The sequence below is a fragment of the Sulfitobacter sp. genome, from assembly GCF_041552635.1.
Classification (GTDB): Bacteria; Pseudomonadota; Alphaproteobacteria; order Rhodobacterales; family Rhodobacteraceae; genus Sulfitobacter.
The window spans coordinates 1-18,625 of the sequence record NZ_JBFEKM010000009.1; the positions used below are offsets into that span (position 1 = coordinate 1).

The following is an 18,625-nucleotide window of genomic DNA, read 5'->3' on the forward strand; positions in this document are numbered from 1 at the left end:
CCCGTGTTCGGCCGGGGCCACGCCTGTGTGGATAGACGCATAGCACGACGCCGAGATCGACGGCAGCACGGCGCGCTGTGTCCACACACGGGCATCGCCGCTGTCGACCCAACCTTCGAGGTTCCCAAACAAGCGCCGGAAATTGCGGTAGGGGACACCGTCAAGGATGATTAGTAACAGTTTGGTCTTCATAGCTTGGTCCTACATCGGCGGGGTGGGGCGGAAAATTCGAAAAATCCGGTGACCCTAGTTTCCGGCACTTTCCATGCGGCGGTGTTCAATCGTTTCTTCCAGCCAGCCGATTTTCATTTCCGGAACCGAGCTGAGAAGCAAGTCGGTGTAGTCGTCAAAGGGCGGCGACAGGACCTGACTTTTGGGCCCGTAACGGACGACTTCGCCCTGATACATCACCGCGATACTGTCGGCGATGGCACGGACCGTCGCCAGATCGTGGGTGATGAACAGATAGGCGACGTCTTCGATCTTTTGCAGATTCAGCAACAGCTTGAGGATACCGTCCGCCACCAGCGGATCAAGCGCCGAGGTGACCTCGTCGCAGATGATCAGCTTGGGCTTGGCGGCAAGGGCGCGCGCGATACAGACGCGTTGCTTTTGACCGCCTGAAAGCTCTGCCGGATAGCGGTCTTGGAAACCTTCGCCCAATTCGATCTCGTCCAGTAATTCCTGAATACGCTTCTGCTTGGCTTTTCCTTTCAGGCCGAAATAAAACTCCAACGGGCGCCCGATGATGGTTCCCACGGTTTGGCGCGGGTTCATTGCGGTGTCGGCCATCTGATAAATCATCTGCATTTCGCGCAGGTCTTCGATGGGGCGTGTCGCCAGTTCAGGGTTCAACACCCGCCCGTCAAAGGTGATTTGCCCGTCGCTGGGGGGCAATAATCCGGTGATGACGCGCGCCAATGTCGATTTGCCAGACCCTGATTCACCCACCACGGCAAGGGTTTGGCCGGGGTGAATATCAACGCTGATGTTCTTGAGCACGTCGAAATTTGTGCCCTTGTAGCGGGCTGTCACGTTCTCTACCCGCAGCACGGGATTGTCTGTCGGGGTCTTTTCTTCGTGGTTGATCGACCGCACAGACACCAGCGCCTTGGTGTATTCTTCTTGGGGATTGTTGATGATCTGATCAACGGTGCCGTATTCGACCATATCACCCTGTTGCAGCACCATGATGTGGTCGCTGACCTGTGCCACAACGGCAAGGTCATGGGTGATATACAGCGCGGCCACACCGGTCGCTGCAATCGCTTCCTTGATTGCGGCCAGCACGTCGATCTGGGTGGTCACGTCCAGCGCCGTCGTGGGTTCATCGAACACCACCAGATCGGGTTCGGGGCACAGCGCCAGCGCCGTCATGCAGCGTTGCAGCTGACCGCCAGACACCTGATGCGGATAGCGGTCGCCGATGTGCTCGGGATCGGGCAGGCCCAGCTTGGCAAACAGTTCCACCGCACGCGCCTCGGCCTCGGCTTTTGAGAACTTGTTCTGGAAAATGGCGGCCTCTGTGACCTGCTCCATGATCTTTTTCGCGGGGTTGAAGGACGCCGCCGCAGATTGCGAGACATAGGTCACTTCGGCACCGCGCAGACGCCGGAGGTTTCGCAGGTTTTCCTGAAGGATATTACGCCCGTTGACCCAGACTTCACCGCCGGTGATTTCAACGCCGCCGCGACCATAGGCCATCGCGGCCAGACCGATGGTGGACTTGCCTGCACCGGATTCACCGATCAGACCCAGCACTTTGCCGGCCTCAAGTTCGAAATCGACGCCGTGTACGATCTTGATGGCGACCGGCTTTTCACCCGGGGGATAGGCCGTCGCACCAATTTTCAGGCCGCGTACCTTAAGCAGTGGTTCGGTCATCCCCGGCCCCCTTTCAGCGATGTGGTGCGGTTCAAAATCCAATCCGCAACAAGGTTGATCGAGATGCACAAGGTGGCAATCGCATAGGCGGGATAGAGTGCTGCCTGAATGCCGTAGTTGATGCCTTCCTTGTTCTCTTTCACGATGCCGCCCCAATCGGCTTGGGGTGGCTGAACACCCAAGCCAAGGAACGACAGGGTGGACACGAACAGCACCGCAAAGATAAAGCGCAGACCCATTTCAGCGACCAGCGGCGACAACGCGTTTGGCAAGGTTTCGCGGAAAATGATCCAGCCGATTTTCTCGCCGCGCAGGCGGGCGGCTTCGACGTAATCCATGACGGTGATGTCAACGGCCACGGCGCGGGCCAGACGGTAGACGCGGGTGCTGTCCAGCAGACCCATCAGGATGATCAGGATCGGGACGGTCGTTGGCATCACCGACAAAACAACCAATGCAAAGATCAACGAGGGGATCGACATGATAAGATCGACAAAGCGCGAAAGGGCTTGATCGACCCAGCCGCCAGACACAGCGGCGAAAAAGCCCATGACGGACCCCAGCGTAAAGCTGAGGATTGTCGCGGCTGTGGCGATAAAGATCGTGGTCTGCCCGCCATAGATCATCCTGCTAAGCAGATCGCGGCCGATGCTGTCAGTGCCGAGTAGAAACTCGCTTGAGGAGGGCTCCCAGACGTCACCGACGACTTCGGCCATGCCATAAGGTGCGATCCATGGGGCAAAGATTGCCATGAGGAAATAGATGCCGGTGAAGAACAGGCCGATCATGGCAGAGATGGGGATGTTTTTCATGAGGTTGCTCCCAAAATTTTGATTGGGTCAACGGGCGGTGGCGATGCGGCGAATGGGCGTCTTCCCGCGGTTTTGCTTTGCAAAAACGCTTGGTCGCGCACAGCGCATTTTTTCGGGGAAAAATGCACTGAACTCATTTGGGATGCCTCAGCCGTGGATTGGCAAGGATCGACACAATGTCGGCAATCAGGTTCAGACCGATATAGACGGCAGCAAAGATCAGACCGCAGGCTTGGACCACAGGCACATCACGTTTGCTGACGTGGTCCACCAGATATTGCCCCATACCGGGATAAGCGAACACAACCTCGACCACGACGACACCGACCACCAGATAGGCAAGGTTCAGCATCACCACGTTCACGATCGGCGCGATGGCGTTTGGAAAGGCGTGCTTGCGGATGATCTTGAGCATGCCCAGGCCTTTAAGCTCAGCCGTCTCGATGTAGGCAGATTGCATTACGTTCAGGATCGCGGCACGCGTCATGCGCATCATATGCGCCAACACCACCAGCGTCAGGACCATGACGGGGATCGCGATGGCGTTCAGTTTGGCCCCAAGGGTCATGCTGTCATTGATGATCGCCACGGACGGGAACATACGCCATTTGATCGCAACCCAATAGATCAACACATAGCCGATCATGAATTCAGGGATGGAAATCGTGGTCAACGTCACAGCCGAGATCAGCTTGTCCGGCCAGCGGTCTTTGTAGCGCACGGCCAGCAGGCCAAGGAAAATTGCCAACGGGACCGATATGGCGGCCGCCCAGAAGGCAAGGAAAAGAGTGTTTTTCAGTCGTCCGCCAAGGCTTTCGGCGATGTCGCGGCCATTGGTCAGCGCGGTGCCCAAATCGCCCTGCAACACACCACCCAGCCACGAGAAATAGCGGGTAACGGCGGGGTCATTCAGTCCAAGTTCGCGGCGTAAATTCGCCAGCGCTTCGGGCGTGGCAGATTGGCCTAATATGGATTGTGCCACGTCACCGGGCAAAATCGAGGTGCCAACGAAAATCAGGATTGACGCGGCAAAGAGGAGTAGAAGGCCCAACGCTAAGCGTTGGGCGATCAGTGTCAGTATCGGGTGCATCTAATGGTACCCTTACGCGTCTTTGACCCAGCATTTGATCGGCGCTTTGTTGTTCATCAGTTCGGCGTTCGGATCTTCGATCCAGCCACCAACGTTGCTGGCAACACCGTCGACAAAGTCGTTGAACATCGGCAGGATCACACCGCCTTCGTTGCGCAGCATCTGGCCCATCTGGGAATAGATCGCCTTACGTTTGGCTTCGTCCAGTTCGGCACGTGCCTCAAGCAGCATCGCGTCGAATTCAGGGCGCTTCCAACGGGTGTCATTCCAGTCTGCGGTCGACAGGTAGGCTGTCGAATACATCTGGTCCTGCACCGGACGGCCACCCCAATAGGATGCGCAGAACGGCTGCTTGTTCCAGACTTCGGACCAGTAACCATCGTTAGGCTCGCGCTTGATTTCCAGCGGGATACCAGCTGCTTTGGCGGATTCAAGGAACAACGACGCAGCATCAACAGCACCGGGGAAGGCACCATCGGCAACGCGCAGGATGATCGGGCTGCCATCGTGTCCGGACTTGGCGTAATGCTCTTTTGCTTTCTCGATGGAATGCTCGCGCTGTGGAATGGACGCATCGAACAACGGATAGGATGCGTTGATCGGCATGTCGTTCCCGATAGAGCCATAGCCGCGCAGGATTTTGTCGACCATTTCTTCGCGGTTGATCGCGTATTTCAGCGCCAGACGCAGGTCGTTGTTGTCAAAGGGTGCGGTGTCGATATGCGCGATGAACACATAATGGCCACGGCCCGAAACGGACTTTACGCTCAGGTTCGGGGCACGGTCCAGCAGGGCCGCAACCTTGGGGTCAACGCGGTTGATCATGTTGACCTGACCCGATTGCAACGCCGCCGTACGGGCAGTCGCATCATTCAGTACCAGCACTTCGTTATAGTCCGTAAAGCCGCGGTTGTCGGCATCCCAGTAGTTTTCGTTGCGGGTAAATCCGTGGCGCACGCCGGGTTCGTCGACCTCAAGCGTGTAGGGGCCTGTACCGATGCCGGCACCGGGGTTGTCGATGCCGCCGCCGGGCTGGATCATCAGGTGATAATCGGCCATTAGATAAGGAAGGTCAGCGTTGCCGACTTCGAGTTCGACGATAAAGTTGTCGCCATCGACCTTCATGTTGGAAATGCCGCGCATGATGCCCAAAGCACCCGACTGGCTGTTTTCATCCGAGTGGCGCTGCATGGTCATCAGCACGTCTTCGGGGGTCATGTCTTTGCCGTTGTGGAACTGGATGCCCTTACGGATCTTGAACGCCCAAGTTTTTGCATCGGCAGAGGCTTCATAGCTTTCGGCCATACGTGGTTCAACTGCGCCGCTTGGATCGACTTCGACCAGTGTTTCATACAGGTGACGCAGGTTGTCCAATGGCACTTCGGACGCGGTCAGGGCCGGGTCAAGCGTGTTGGTGGATTCACCACCCGAGGAGCCGATCTTGAGCGAGCCACCCCGAACCGGTGCCTCGTGTGCGGCGGCCTGAGCATTGCCGGCCAGCATCGAGTTGGCGACTGCAGCAGTGACCCCAAGAGCAGCAGCGCGGCCCACGAATTCGCGGCGCGTCATTGTACCTTTGGCCACTTGGCCTGTCATATGTTTTAGTTGATCATCCATGATGATTTCTCCCTGGTGTTGTGCGTGATTTTATCCACGACTTTGTGCCGTGGTTTTTATTGACTGATGACACAACGTTAAGCATTTCCGTTTGTGTCGCAAGACTTAATAGCTGGGTGAATGTGTCGGTTTTATTACATGAAGTGTCGTGGAATACCATCCTCGACGTCGCGTTCGTAAATCAATGTACCGTTTTCGTACGCTTCTAATCGTGCGGTCAGGTAAAATGTTGTCGCATCCGACCACATTTTTGAATGAGTCTCTGTCCGCAATTTGATGCCATCGCGCTCGAGTTCTTCGGTCCAGTGACATAGGCCCGTGGCGCTAAGCGGATCATCGGGATTGATCGTCCAGCGTTCGCGCGCAACCGACCCGTTGATCAGCCCGTGATCGGCGTCTTTTACTTTGCCAAAGTCGTCTTCGATCACCAGCGACACATTGCCCGTGACCATATCTGTTTCCTGTCGCCGGATGTGGTTTTCGGGGCGCAAGGTTTCGGTTTGCCAAGGCTCTGCGGCTGTGGGCGGGGGGAACGCATATTCGTCGCCGCCTGCCGTGGGCCGTTGGGGCAGGGCGATTGTGCCGCCCGAAAGGGTCAGCGCTGCGGTCTCTGGCGTGGGCCAGATCAGCGGCCAATAGGCGGTTGAAATCGACACCCGCAGACTGTGGCCCGCAGGTACGCGGTAGGCGATGTGATCCAGATCAAAGCTGATCTCTTCGGTCTTGCCAGGGACCATGGCGGCGGGGTTCTCAGCGCTATTGCGATGGCTCAGGTTCAACACGCCATAGGTAATACGCGCACTGGCCCCGTCGGGATGGATGTGGTTCAGCCGTACGGCGATCTGCCCTTGGGGTTTGTCGCATGACACCCGCAAGGTGATGCGCGGTGCGCCGACAATATCCATATTCTTAACCAGTGGCCCCGTATCGAACGTCGTGGACAATGCATCATCCTGCCGTTGATCGCCGGGCATTTCCGGCCCCAGCCAGATGGCGCAGTATTCGCCAGCGCTTGCGCCGCAATGTGCAGGCGATGCGACGGTCGCGTCCAGCGGCGCGGTTTGATGCGCAAGGCCAGCGTTGGTCAGATGCAACGTCTCGACGGGCAAATGTGCAGTGGCACCTGTGGGTTCAGCGATCCAGCGACCGGGCCTTTCCAGCACCCACGCCGCGGGGCGCATGCCGTCCATCAAATAGGCACGATAATCGGGGTCGCTTTCTACGCCTGTGTCGATGTCTTTCAACCAGCGATCCCACCAGCGCAGCGCCTCTTGCAGGAAACCGATGCGCGGTTCGGGGATCGCGAAATGCGGATATTTATGCACCCATGGTCCGACAATGCCTTTTGCACCGGGCAATGCCTCAACAAGTTGCGGAACGGCGTTTTTATAGGCATCGCCCCAACCACCGACCGCAAGAACCTTGGCCTTGATGGCAGAGTAATCCTCGATGACCGAACCCTGCTTCCAATAGGCATCGCGCGATTGGTGCCGCAGCCAGAGAGAGGGCAGGAACGGTTCAGCCTTGAGCCTTTCCAGCCACATTTCGCGCCAGTCCGACCGCAAGGCGGGATCGGGCGCGCGGCTGGAATAGGCCCACATCGTCGCCCCCCAACCAAGGTTTTCGTTCAAAAGGCAGCCGCCCTTATAGTGGATGTCGTCGGCAAAGCGGTCCACGGTGGAACACAGGGTGATCACCGCCTTAAGCGGCTCTGGCCCATGTGCTGCGACCTGCAAGCCGTTAAAGCCGCCCCAACTGATCCCCATCATACCCACATTGCCGTTGCACCAGTCCTGCTTGGCCAGCCAGTCGATGACCTCGATGCAGTCGGATTGTTCAAGCGGGGTGTATTCGTCTTCCATAATCCCGTGGCTGTCGCCATTGCCGCGCATGTCGACGCGCACGCAGGCATATCCGCGTTCAGCAAACCATGGGTGTGTCAGCGCATCGCGCGCTGTGGTGCCATCGCGTTTGCGGTAAGGCAGGTATTCAAGGATCACGGGCACCGGCGCATCGCCGGAATTTTCGGGTCGCCAGATCCGTGCGGACAGGCGGCAGCCATCGGACATCGTGATGCCCATATCCGGATCTTCAATCAGCGGCAGCGGGGTGTTTGTGGGTGTTTTCATAGCTTAACGTTTGCCCTGAGGCTGCGCGTTGTCAACGATTCACATGCATCTGTTCCTGACGTCCTAGGTGTCCCGTCATGGTTGTAAGTCCGCGAAACTTAATAGCTATTGCCTTTCGGCGCGTTAATGTTGGTTAACAAAGCCGGTCTGCGGGCAAAACTGTTGCGCCAGTGCAAGGACGAATGCGGCCTTAGTATGACGGGACGAAATAAAACTTGGCAATTTGCATTCGAAAATTGTAAGTTGATGCTTAATAAACAGTTTCGTTTGGGTAAGACGAACAATTTCAGGCGGCTGCACGGTGCGATCAACGGATCGGCAGTCAATTAAACAAACTAGATGATCCGCGTAGAACGGGCATCGAGGTAGAGCGGTGGCATTATGAAGACGATAGATTTCGTCGTTCGCGATCAAGCGGGCGCAGTTCAACGTGGTATGGTAGCTGATGGCTCCAACTTCCACGTCATTCAGGCAACATCAGGTCAGGAAATCTCGCTTAATTTGCGGCAGACCGACCTTCTGGCCCAGCAGCGCGCGGGCAACGACCTTGTTATGACCTTGGCAGACGGGTCTGTCATCACAATCGAAAATTACTTTAACGAGATCGGTGCTGCGAACCGGTTGTTTATCTCGTCGGATGGATATCTGAACGAGGTGGCTTTCGTCGAAGGCGACGGCGGCAGTCTTTTTGCGCAATACGGTCCGACCGAACAATGGGGCAAATGGAGCCCGTCTGACGACCTGATCTATCTGGGTCGCAATGACATGGTGACCGGGCCCGGTGGAATGGTCGGCGGCGACGACGAAGTGTCGATGCTTGCGGCACCCTTGCTTGGCGCGGGATTGCTGGGCGGTGGCGGTACTGCTGCGGCGGCGGCGGCTGCCGTTGTCGGTGGTGCAGCTGTTGTTGGCGGTGTCGGTGGCGGCGGTGGTGGCGGTGGCGGTACGTCCACTGCGACACCTTTTGTGAACGAAGCCGACTCCTCGGCGACGGTCGGCGGGGACGGCGTTGAGAAATCCGTGACTGTCACTGGCGGTGGAGAGCCCGGATCCGATGTTGTCGTAACGATAGGCGACAAGGAAATCGAAACAGTCATCGACGAAGACGGTAAATTCGAAGTCGTCTTTGAAGGCGATGACTTTCCGGCAGATGGCGACTACGAGGCTGTCGTGACAGTGACAACCGGCGGGTCCGTGGCCGTTCTGGACGGTCCCACATTTGTCATCGACACAACTGGCCCGACAACCACCGTATCCGAGGGTACCAAAGGCGCGTCCGACTTCTTTAATGCCGAGACATTCGAAGACGGCGTCAAGATCGAAGGCCAGGGCGAAGCCGGTTCAACGGTTCAAATCACCATCGACGGCACCACCCGCACCACAACTGTGGGCGAAGACGGGTCGTGGTCTGTGACCTACGAAAATGGCACTTTGGCTGGTGGCGAATACGAGCAAGAGATCACGATCAAGTCGACCGACCAATATGGCAATTCGACCACGACCACGGAAACCCTTGTGGTGGATACTGTGGCCCCGACTGTGACCATCACGTCTGGTGCGCAATCCTCTGGCGACAGCTTTAACGCAGAAAGCTTTGGCGGCGGCGTCACCGTCAGCGGCACGGGCGAACCCGGTGCCAAGGTCGAATTGACCATCGACACCTTTACGCGGACTGCGACGGTCGGCGAAAACGGGTCTTGGTCTGTCACATGGCAGTCCGGTGTTTTGCCTGCTGGCGAATACGTCAAAGACATCACCGTCAAGACAACCGACAGCTATGGCAACGCGACCACGACCACCGAACAGTTGGTGGTGGACACGGTTTCCGAGGTGTCCGTGTCCGAGGGTTCAATTGCAGGCGATGGCACGATCAACGGTGCAGAACGCGCCGAGGGTGTCACGCTGACCGGCAGCACCCAGCCCGGATCCAGCGTTTCGGTGACATTCGGGTCGGCAACGCATCCGGCCACGGTCGATGCAAACGGCAATTGGTCCGTCGTCTTTGCGGCAAATGAAATCCCTACCGGCGAAAGCACCGGCACCGTCACTGCTGTGGCAACCGACAGCTTTGGCAACACATCGACTGCGAATGGTCAGGTCAGCATTGATACGCTGGTCAACCGCCTGTCGTTCGACAGCCAAGCGGGCGGTTCGGATGCGACAATCAACGCGTCCGAGGCCAATCAGGGCATCGTCATGACTGGCAAAGTCGAAGCCGGATCGTCGGTTTCGGTTACGCTGGGCACTGTTTCCCACAACGCAACTGTCGACAGCGCTGGCAACTGGACTGTGACCTTTGCGTCCGGTGATATTCCTTCGGGCACCTACGCGTCGTCGATGACCGCCACTGCAACCGACAAGGCTGGCAACACCAAGACGATTTCGCAATCTGTCGCGGTCGATACCGACGCTGGCCTGCTGACCATCAGCCCCGAGCCGATCAAGGGTGATGATGTCATCAACGCCGCCGAACGCGGCGAGGGTGTCGTGATCTCGGGGACCGCTGATGCGGGGGCTTTGGTCGAAGTATCGCTGGCTGGTGTGACGCATGCCGTGCGTGCCGATGCAAATGGCAACTGGACGTCGTTTTATGCGGCTGGCGAAGTGGCCCAAGGCGTTTACACCGCGCAGATCACCGCGACAACGACCGATGCTGCCGGGAACACCCGTTTCGAACAAGACAGCGTTCAGGTCGACACCCGCGTGGACAATCTGGCGCTGAACGCGGTCGAAGGCGATGACATCGTCAGCGGCGCAGAGCGTCTGGCCAATGGCGGCGTGCTGGTCACCGGTACGACAGAAGTCGGATCAACTGTGGTAATTTCGCTGGGCAATGCCAATGCGAACGGCACGGTTGACGCAAACGGCAACTGGTCTGTGACCTTTGCCCCCGGTCAGGTGCCGCAGGGTACCGAATTCACGACCGTCAAAGTCAAAGCAACCGACCGCGCCGGCAACTCGGCTACGGAAAGCCATCAGGTTCTGATCGACACCGTCGTTGATCCACTTGATATGGCGCAGGCCGGTGGCAGTGACGGTGTTGTCAGCGCGCGCGAAGCCGCCGTGGGCATTGACCTGAACGGCCGCGTCGAAGCGGGATCAACCGTGACAGTCACCTTCGACGGGCGCAGCTATGCCGCCGATGTTGATGGCAATGGCAACTGGAGCGTTACCGTGCCGGCAGGCGATATCCGCGAGGGTACCTATGACGCCGATATTACGGTCGCAGCCATTGATCACGTGGGCAACATCGCGTCGATCACCGACACGCTGGCGATTGATACCTATGCGCCCGACGGCCCTGTCATCGCGTCCTACACCCGTGACGGCGACGGCATCCGCGGTATCTCGACCGAGATCAGCCCGGACCAGTTGGATGTGCATCAGGTCAACCCGGACGCCTCAATTACCGAGGTTGAATCGACCAGCTTTGATATCGACCAGATCGGCGAACGCAACTTTTTGTTCACCACCGATGTGCCGGACGGGTCTGACCTGATCGTGACGGCTACGGATGCGGCGGGCAATTCGTCGGGCACCTATCTGGCGCTGGACGACGAAAGCGCGAACACCCAGCTTGGCCTGACAAACCCGAACTTGGCCCAGTTCAACATCGAAACGATTGATCTGCAATTCGCCGAAGAAGCGCAACTGACGATTACCGAAGCCGCATTGGTGAATTTGTCCAGCAACACCAACACGCTGGTGATCAACGGGCACAGCGACGATCGTGTCACAATCACAGGTGCAGTGCGGGCTGGGTCCGAAGCGAAAGATGGCCAGACCTATGATATCTACACCTTGGGCAACGAGGGCACATTGATGATCGACGACGACATCAACGTCGTGATCTAAAACCAAGACCAGCCGATGGCGCGGGGTGGCAACGACCACCCCGCGCCCAAAAAAACAAAAACGGCATGTTTGAGGGCAGGATATGGGGCACAGTTTAACATGGTCAGGAGGGCTTTGCGCAGCGGCGCTTGCCTTGTCTGGCTGCATGTCGGACATCGGCGGCGGGTTTGATCCGGCGGACATGGTGGCACGGATGAAAACCCCCGATGCCTCGCAAGCGATGAAACCAACCTATGCAGAGAAAATAACCGCAGACAGTCAGATCATTCAGGGTCTGTCCCTGCGGTCTTCTGTTTTGCCACAGGGCACCGTCTCTGATCAGGTCGCCTCGGCGGTTCTGGCCGCCAACAGCCGCACCGCCGAGGCAGAGCTGCGCGCCGCCACGTTGCGCTCTGAGGCGGCCAGCAAAAACTGGCTGCCGAAGATCGGCCCGCAGGTCAGTTTGACCTCGCTGGGGTCGCTTGCCGCAAATCTGGTGGTTGATCAAGTGTTGTTCGACAATGGCCGTCGCAAGGGCGAACGTGCTTTTGCCGTGGCCGATGTCGAAGTTGCCGCCGTGTCACTGGCGCAAGACACCAATAAACGGGTCGCAACCGCGCTCAAGCTATACACCACCGCCGCCGAGGCCCGCGAGGCTGCTGTGCTGGGGCAAGGCACGCTCAAGGATATGACCCATTTCAACTGGGTGATGGAGGAACGGGTCAAGGGCGGTGTGTCAGACATGTCCGACCTCACCATTCTGCGCCAGAAACTCTCCGAGATCCGCGCCAGCCAAGAAGCTGCCATGGAACGCGAGGCGACGTCGATTTCCGAGCTGAACGCCATGTCGATCAGCCCGCTGGACGCAGTGCGCGGCGTGCCTGATATTCCCGTTAACACATTCGCGGGGGAACCGCTGGCTGTGATCCGGTCCGAGGCCGAAAAAACCCGCGCCATTGCCGCCGCCAAGGTCGCGCGCGCAGGGCAATTGCCGGGCCTGTCTGCGGGCGGTACTGTGGGCGAGGGCAGCACTTTGGGGCTGCGCGTCAGTTCCGATCAACTGTTGGGCTTTGGCACCAAAGCGTCGCTTGAAGCCATCGCACTGGCCGAAGAAACGTCGACCCGCAAGGTGCGTCAATCGGTCGAGGATTCGAACCGCAACCTGCGCCGTCTGGAACGGCAGATCAGCGCCAAGACGCGTCAGGCCGCCGAGGCCGCGACCCTTGCCGCGCAAGCCAAACGCAATCTGGATATCTTTCAAGAACAATATGATGCCGGCCAGCGTCAGGTGATGGATGTGGTGGGGGTGTATGAAACCTATGCCCGCCAGCAACAAACGCAGGTCGTGCTGAAATATGATGTGGTGCGGTTGAAAATCGACATGGCTGAAATTCAGGGCGTACTGGCCGACGGGAGCGCGATTTGACCCAGAAGCCTACCTTTACCCTGACGATCACCAACGGCAATCAAGGCCGGATTGCCGCAGCAAACGCAGCGCAGCCCAAGGCCGATAACGTCAACCGGCTGGAAGACCGTCTGATGGCGCGCGCGCAGCTTGCCGCGACCTATGCCGGTCTGCTGGGGGTAGAGACAGCGCCGCGCGACGTGTTTGATAAAATCGCCGCCCATACCGTCGAAGGTGCCAAGGCGGACCAAGAAGCCGGGGCGATTGCCAAGGGGCTGGAAGGCGCTGGCCTGCTGACCCAAGTCAGCCGGGTGAGCGCCTTGTCGAAAGACATCTGGCCCGCGCTGGCCTATATGACATCTGGTCAGGTGCTTTTGGTCATGGGCCAGACGCGCGGCGATTTGATCGTCTATGACAAGACCTGCACAGACAATCGCGCCATGGTGCCGATGACGGATTTCAAACCGTTTTTCGCAGGCCTCATTGTGCGCGCCGAAGCATCGCTGAGCACTGTTGCCAAGACCCATAAAACCGACGGCGCGCCTGCGCACTGGTTTTGGGGGCAGTTCCCGAAATTCCGTCGCCAGCTGATCGAAGTCGCGATGGGGTCGTTTGTGGCCAACCTTTTGGCCGTCGCCGTGGCGCTGTTTTCATTGCAGGTTTATGACCGCGTGATCCCGCACCAGTCCGAGGCCACGCTTTGGGTTCTGGCCGCCGGTGCCGGCCTTGCGCTGTTGATGGAGGCGTTCCTGAAGATGGCCCGCGCGCGGTTGATGGATGGGGCAGGGCGTCAGGTTGAACTGTCAGTGCAAGATATCTTGATGAAGCGGATTTTGGGGATGCGGTCCGATCTGCGCGGCCAGGCACCGAACCAGCAGTTTTCGGCGATGCGTGAATTCGGATCGGTGCGCGAATTTTTCACCGCATCGACCATCGGCACCATCGCTGACATCCCGTTTATCTTTGTCTTTTTGTTCCTTGTGGCCAGCATTGCGGGCAATGTGGTGTGGGTTTTGGTGCTGGGCGGTATCTTGATGCTGGTGCCCAGCTTTTTCCTGCAGAAAAAGGCGATCCAGCTAACGCAGGAAACCCAAGGGGCCACGACCAAATCATCGCGGCTACTGCACGAGGCGATTTTCGAGCTTGATACGGTCAAGACCCAGCGGGCCGAAGATCGCGTGATGCGGTTGTGGACAGAATTGAACACTTTGGCATCACTGAAATCATCCGAGCAGCGGAAACTGTCGTCCTTCCTCACGTTCTGGAGCCAGGGCATCCAGCAAGGCACCTATGTCGCCGCCGTGATCACAGGTGCCTATCTGGTGTTTGCCGGTCAGTTTACTGTGGGCTCGATCATTGCGGTGGGCATCCTGACGGGGCGTACGTTGGGGCCATTGACGCAGTTGTCAGGTACGATGGCACGCTGGGGCAATGTCAAAGGCGCGCTTGACGGGTTGGACGCCATTGTCGGGGCCGCGCAGGACACCGACGAGGCACGAACCTATCTGCGCCGCGAAAAACTGAAAGGCCAGTTCGAGCTGCGCGATGTGATTTTCCGCTATGAAGACGATGGTGCGCCGACGTTGGATGTCAAAGGCATGATGATCCAACCGGGCCAGCATATCGCGGTTCTGGGCGCGAACGGGTCTGGCAAATCGTCGCTGCTGAAACTGCTGAGCGGTCTTTACGCCCCCACCGAAGGGCGCATCTTGCTTGACGGGACCGAGATGTCCCAGATCGAACCACGCGACCTGCGCCGTTTGATCGGCTATCTGGGGCAGGACGTGCGCCTGTTTTCCGGCAGTTTGCGCGATAACCTGAACCTGACCATGCTCGAGCGGGATGATGACCGCTTGATGGCTGCGCTTGATTTTGCGGGGCTGGGACCGTTCGTGAAAAAGCACCACAAGGGTCTGGACCTTGAGATCAAGGATGCAGGGGCGGGCCTGTCCATCGGCCAGCGCCAGTCCATCGGATGGGCGCGGCTGTGGTTGCAAGACCCTGCGATTTGCCTGCTGGATGAACCGACCGCCGCGCTGGACCAGCAGCTTGAGGCTACGCTGGTGTCACGGCTGCAAAAATGGATGGCAGGCCGCACGGCCATCATCGCCACGCACCGCGCGCCCATTCTGGCGCTGACCGACCGCACCGTGGTTTTGCAAGACGGGCGCATGACGATTGATGGTCCGAAAGAGAAAGTTCTTGCACATTTGGCCGGCCAGAAGATGCCCGACCAAAAAGAGCACAGCCACAAGGGAAGTGTCGCATGAGCACGGTCAGCACCACCCATCTGGGCACGCAGATGAATGAACAGATGCGCGGCCCGTCGATGGTGGTCTGGCTGTGCGCTGCCAGCCTACTGGTCTTCCTGCTTTGGGCGGCATTTGCTTGGGTGGACGAGATTGTGCGCGCCGAAGGGTCGATGATATCTTCTTCGCGCCCGCAGATCATTCAGAACCTTGAGGGCGGTATTCTGGCTGAACTTGCCGTAGGCGAGGGCGATGTCGTTGAAAAAGGCGATGTGCTGGCGCGGCTGTATGGCACGCAGTTCCAGTCGTCGGTTGATGATCTGCAAGACCAGATCAGCGCCTTTGAAATCCGGCGTCTGCGCCTTGAGGCCGAGTTGGCAGGCCAGTTCGATCTGGACATTCCCGATGAACTCGCGCAGCGCACGCCGGATATCGTTGCCTCGGAGCGGGGGCTTTTGAAGGCGCGGCAATCCGATTTTGTGTCCCGGTCAGAGGGGGCGCAGCGGGTTCTGACGCAAGCTGCGAAAGAACGCGAACTGCTGGAGAACATGCACAAGAAAAAGATCGTGTCGCTGATCGAAGTGACCCGCGCGCGCAAGGTCCATGCCGATGCTCGCATAAAGTTGGACGAGATCACCACGGGCACCGAGCTTGAGCGCGCGCAGGAATATTCTGACGTGCTGAAAGAGCTGGCAACGCTGAAGCAGAACCTTAAGTCCAGCACCGACCAGTTGAACCGGACCATTCTGCTTAGCCCGCTGCGGGGGATTGTGAATAACCTGAGCGTCACAACCATCGGCGGCGTTGTGCGTCCGGGCGAAGAGATTTTACAGATTATCCCGCTGGATGAAGAACTGTTTGTCGAAGCCCGCGTCAAGCCCGAGAACATCGCAGGTGTCCGGCCGGGCCAAGAGGCGACGGTCAAGTTGTCGGCCTATGACTATACGATTTACGGCACACTGAAGGGTACTGTGAAGCTGATTTCGGCAGATACGTTCAAGGACGAGCGGTCCCGCAGCCCTGATGGTGATCCGCATTACAAGGTGACCCTGCAAGTTGACACAGAGCATCTGACACCGCGTCAGGCATCGTTACAGATTAGGCCCGGCATGCAGGCAAGTGTCGAACTGCACACCGGATCAAAGACGGTTTTGCAGTATTTGTTGAAGCCCTTGTACAAATCCAAAGAAGCGTTTCGCGAGCCTTAAGCCGTGGAAATGGGGGCTGTCTGCCCCCAAACCCCCGAGGATATTTTTGAGCCAGAGAAGCCGGGTGGCCAGAACAACCGGTTGAAACGCGTCAGGCTTGGGTGTCTATCCAGAGGGTGACAGGGCCATCATTGGTCAAGGCCACGGACATGTCCGCGCCGAATTGTCCGGTCTGGGTCGGCACATCGAGCGCTTTGATACAGGTAATGAAGTGTTCGTAAAGCGCGTTGGCCTGATCCGGTTTGGCGGCGTAGGAGAAGCCGGGCCGGGTGCCGCGTGAAGTGTCTGCGGCGAGGGTGAACTGGCTGACGATCAGCGCGCTGCCTTCCGTCTGGGCAAGGCTCAGGTTCATTTTGCCCGCGTCATCTTTGAACAAACGCAGTTTGGCGATCTTGGCGGCAAGCGCTTGTGCCGTGGCTTCGGTATCGTCGGGCATGGCGCAGACGAAGATCAGCAGACCTGCATCGATTTGCCCGATGATTGCCCCGTCGACGGTGACAGAGGCGTTGGTGACCCTTTGTAAAAGCGCGCGCATGTCAGCTGTTCCAATCTATGATGTCTGAGGGGGCGGCGCGTTCTGTCCGGAATTGGTTGATTGGGGCGTCCTTGTCGGCGTAGCCAAACGAGATCGCGCAGAGGATCATCCGATCCTCGGGGATGTTCAGCTGGTCGCGCACCAGGGGCGCATAGGTGGCAATGGCGGCTTGGGCGATTGTTGCCACCCCGAGTGCGGTTGCGGCCAGCGTAAAGGCGGTGACAAAGCCGCCGCTGTCCATCGCGCCGTAAGCGCCCAGTTGAGTCGGTGAGGTGATGATTGCCACGTGGGGCGCGTCGAACAGGGCGTAGTTGCGCAGCATCTGTGCCGTGCGACCTTCGCGATCTGATTTGTCGATCCCCACGGCGTCGTAGAGTTGAAAACCGCAGGTCCGGCGGCGGTCGTTGTAGACGCCCGAGTACCCTGTAGGCCAGTCAAGGTCGGGCTGGGGCACGGCCCCTTTGGTTGCGTGCGCCAACAGGGCTGTGCGCAGGCGGTCGGTTGCGGCCCCTTTGGTGATGCTAAGCTGCCAAGGTTGGGCGTTGCACCAACTTGGGACGTGCCGCGCAGCCGTGACAATGCGGGTGATCACATCATCGGCGACAGGATCAGGCAGAAAGGCGCGGCACGAATAGCGCGCTTGCAGGGTGTCGGTCAGCGTATCAATCTGGGTCATTTTTGGAGCGCCATAAAATAGCCGGCAATCCCGGCGGCCAGCAGGCCAAGGATCACGGCGAAGGTGATTTTGAGTGCAGAGTAGGGCCGTTCGCCCTGCACATTTCCGGTGCGGCCATTGACCACAAAGCGGTAGGTCTTGCCGCGGTATTTATAGGCTGCCAACCAGACGGGTAGCAGCACATGTTTAAACGTCACATTGCTGACGCGGGTCTGGATGTTGTGGATACGCTGGCGGTCGCCGCCGATGTCAAAGCGCACGTCGCGTTCAATCATCGCATCCATGACATGGCGCGCCTCGGTATAGCCATCCTCGAGGGTGATGGCATAGGCTTCGGCGCGAAACCCCGCGAGGTATTCTGGCGCATAGGGTTCAAGGGCCGACAGATCCCACGGCTCAAGCGCGTCCGTGAACCGTTTGGGCAGGGATTTCGATGCCAGCACCAGCACGTCGTCAAAGAACCGTGCGACCCGCCCGGAGGCATGGTTCCAGCGGACTTTGGGCACCTGTTTTTGCACACGCTTGCCATCGACCATCATGGTCTGCGTGACGTAATACACCGTGCCGCGTTCGCCACTATAGTCGGACTGGGTGTTGGCGTCATAGGTCCAGTACGGCACATAGATGCCCTGCATCTTGCGCCCCTTGCGGGCATAGTCCTGCAAACCGTTGGGCGCGAACCACAGTCCCCCCAGCCAGTTGGTCATCGCATCACGGGCGACGGTTTCTGTCAGGGCAAAGGGCAATACCCCACGGGGTTTGATGTGGCGGTTCAGGCCGGTATCGACCACCACAGGCGTGGCGCAGAACGGGCATTCCGTGGCGTGTTTGGTATCGTCGAATTCAACTTGAGCAGCGCAATTGGGGCAATTGGTGACGCGGGTTTCTTCCATTTCAGCTTGGGGCAATTCGCGCGCGATGGCGGCGCGGAAATCAAGCTCGGCGATGGGGTGGTGGGCGCGTCTGCCCGAGATGGCTTCGGTATTGCCGCAATGGTCGCACACCAGTTGATATGTGTCGGGGTCAAACCGCAGGTCAGATCCACAGGTGTCACAAGGAAAACGGTGTTCCTCCTCCGGGCCGGGGGGCGGAGGGGGCGTATCAAAGGCGGGGCTATCGGGCATGAAGACGTCCATTGGGCAGGCTTGCACAAGACATAGCGCGCAGCGGGACGCGTCGCTAGGGA

General features: G+C 58.6%; 13 protein-coding genes. 4 read left to right on the forward strand and 9 right to left on the reverse strand.

Annotated elements, in window-relative coordinates:
* The 6 genes from ABYT07_RS01870 to ABYT07_RS01895 all read right to left on the reverse strand — a co-directional run.
* Positions 1 to 192, reverse strand: a 192-nt coding sequence (locus tag ABYT07_RS01870; protein WP_372988994.1) for an alkaline phosphatase family protein, incomplete at its 3' end; no start/stop codon positions are given.
* Between the two features lie 54 nt (positions 193 to 246).
* Entirely contained in the window at positions 247 to 1,884 is a 1,638-nt protein-coding gene (locus ABYT07_RS01875) for an ABC transporter ATP-binding protein (protein WP_372988995.1), read from the reverse strand.
* Entirely contained in the window at positions 1,881 to 2,696 is an 816-nt protein-coding gene (locus ABYT07_RS01880) for an ABC transporter permease (RefSeq protein ID WP_372988997.1), read from the reverse strand. Before ABYT07_RS01880 ends, ABYT07_RS01875 begins: the two co-directional genes overlap by 4 nt.
* Before the next feature lie 133 nt (positions 2,697 to 2,829).
* The gene (locus ABYT07_RS01885; protein ID WP_372988998.1) at positions 2,830 to 3,786 is read right to left on the reverse strand and encodes an ABC transporter permease; all 957 of its coding nucleotides are present in this window, start codon (positions 3,784 to 3,786) and stop codon (positions 2,830 to 2,832) included.
* A gap of 12 nt (positions 3,787 to 3,798) precedes the next feature.
* Positions 3,799 to 5,403, reverse strand: coding sequence for an ABC transporter substrate-binding protein (locus ABYT07_RS01890; protein WP_372988999.1), 1,605 nt, complete (start codon positions 5,401 to 5,403; stop codon positions 3,799 to 3,801).
* A gap of 134 nt (positions 5,404 to 5,537) precedes the next feature.
* Positions 5,538 to 7,532: a CocE/NonD family hydrolase gene (locus tag ABYT07_RS01895; protein WP_372989000.1), complete on the reverse strand. Its 1,995-nt coding sequence runs from the start codon at positions 7,530 to 7,532 to the stop codon at positions 5,538 to 5,540.
* A 381-nt stretch (positions 7,533 to 7,913) separates the two neighbouring features.
* Here ABYT07_RS01895 and ABYT07_RS01900 point away from each other — a divergent pair, with 381 nt between their 5' ends.
* The 4 genes from ABYT07_RS01900 to ABYT07_RS01915 all read left to right on the forward strand — a co-directional run bounded on the left by ABYT07_RS01900 (position 7,914) and on the right by ABYT07_RS01915 (position 16,228).
* Positions 7,914 to 11,387, forward strand: a complete 3,474-nt coding sequence (locus ABYT07_RS01900; protein WP_372989001.1) for an Ig-like domain-containing protein — start codon at positions 7,914 to 7,916, stop codon at positions 11,385 to 11,387.
* An 82-nt stretch (positions 11,388 to 11,469) separates the two neighbouring features.
* Entirely contained in the window at positions 11,470 to 12,792 is a 1,323-nt protein-coding gene (locus ABYT07_RS01905; protein WP_372989002.1) for a TolC family protein, read from the forward strand.
* Positions 12,789 to 15,041, forward strand: coding sequence for an ATP-binding cassette domain-containing protein (locus ABYT07_RS01910; protein WP_372989003.1), 2,253 nt, complete (start codon positions 12,789 to 12,791; stop codon positions 15,039 to 15,041). The genes ABYT07_RS01905 and ABYT07_RS01910 overlap by 4 nt, the downstream gene beginning before the upstream one ends.
* The gene (locus ABYT07_RS01915) at positions 15,038 to 16,228 is read left to right on the forward strand and encodes an HlyD family efflux transporter periplasmic adaptor subunit (RefSeq protein WP_372989004.1); all 1,191 of its coding nucleotides are present in this window, start codon (positions 15,038 to 15,040) and stop codon (positions 16,226 to 16,228) included. Before ABYT07_RS01910 ends, ABYT07_RS01915 begins: the two co-directional genes overlap by 4 nt.
* 91 nt (positions 16,229 to 16,319) lie before the next feature.
* Here the strand turns inward: ABYT07_RS01915 and dtd are convergent, their stop codons facing one another.
* The 3 genes from dtd to ABYT07_RS01930 are packed head-to-tail and all read right to left on the reverse strand — an operon-like array spanning position 16,320 to position 18,563.
* Entirely contained in the window at positions 16,320 to 16,763 is a 444-nt protein-coding gene (gene dtd, locus ABYT07_RS01920) for a D-aminoacyl-tRNA deacylase (protein ID WP_372989005.1), read from the reverse strand.
* A 1-nt stretch (position 16,764) separates the two neighbouring features.
* Entirely contained in the window at positions 16,765 to 17,439 is a 675-nt protein-coding gene (locus tag ABYT07_RS01925) for a nitroreductase (RefSeq protein ID WP_372989006.1), read from the reverse strand.
* Complete coding sequence (locus ABYT07_RS01930; RefSeq protein WP_372989007.1) at positions 17,436 to 18,563, reverse strand: primosomal protein N' (replication factor Y) - superfamily II helicase; 1,128 nt, start codon at positions 18,561 to 18,563, stop codon at positions 17,436 to 17,438. Before ABYT07_RS01930 ends, ABYT07_RS01925 begins: the two co-directional genes overlap by 4 nt.
* Positions 18,564 to 18,625 lie beyond the last annotated feature (62 nt).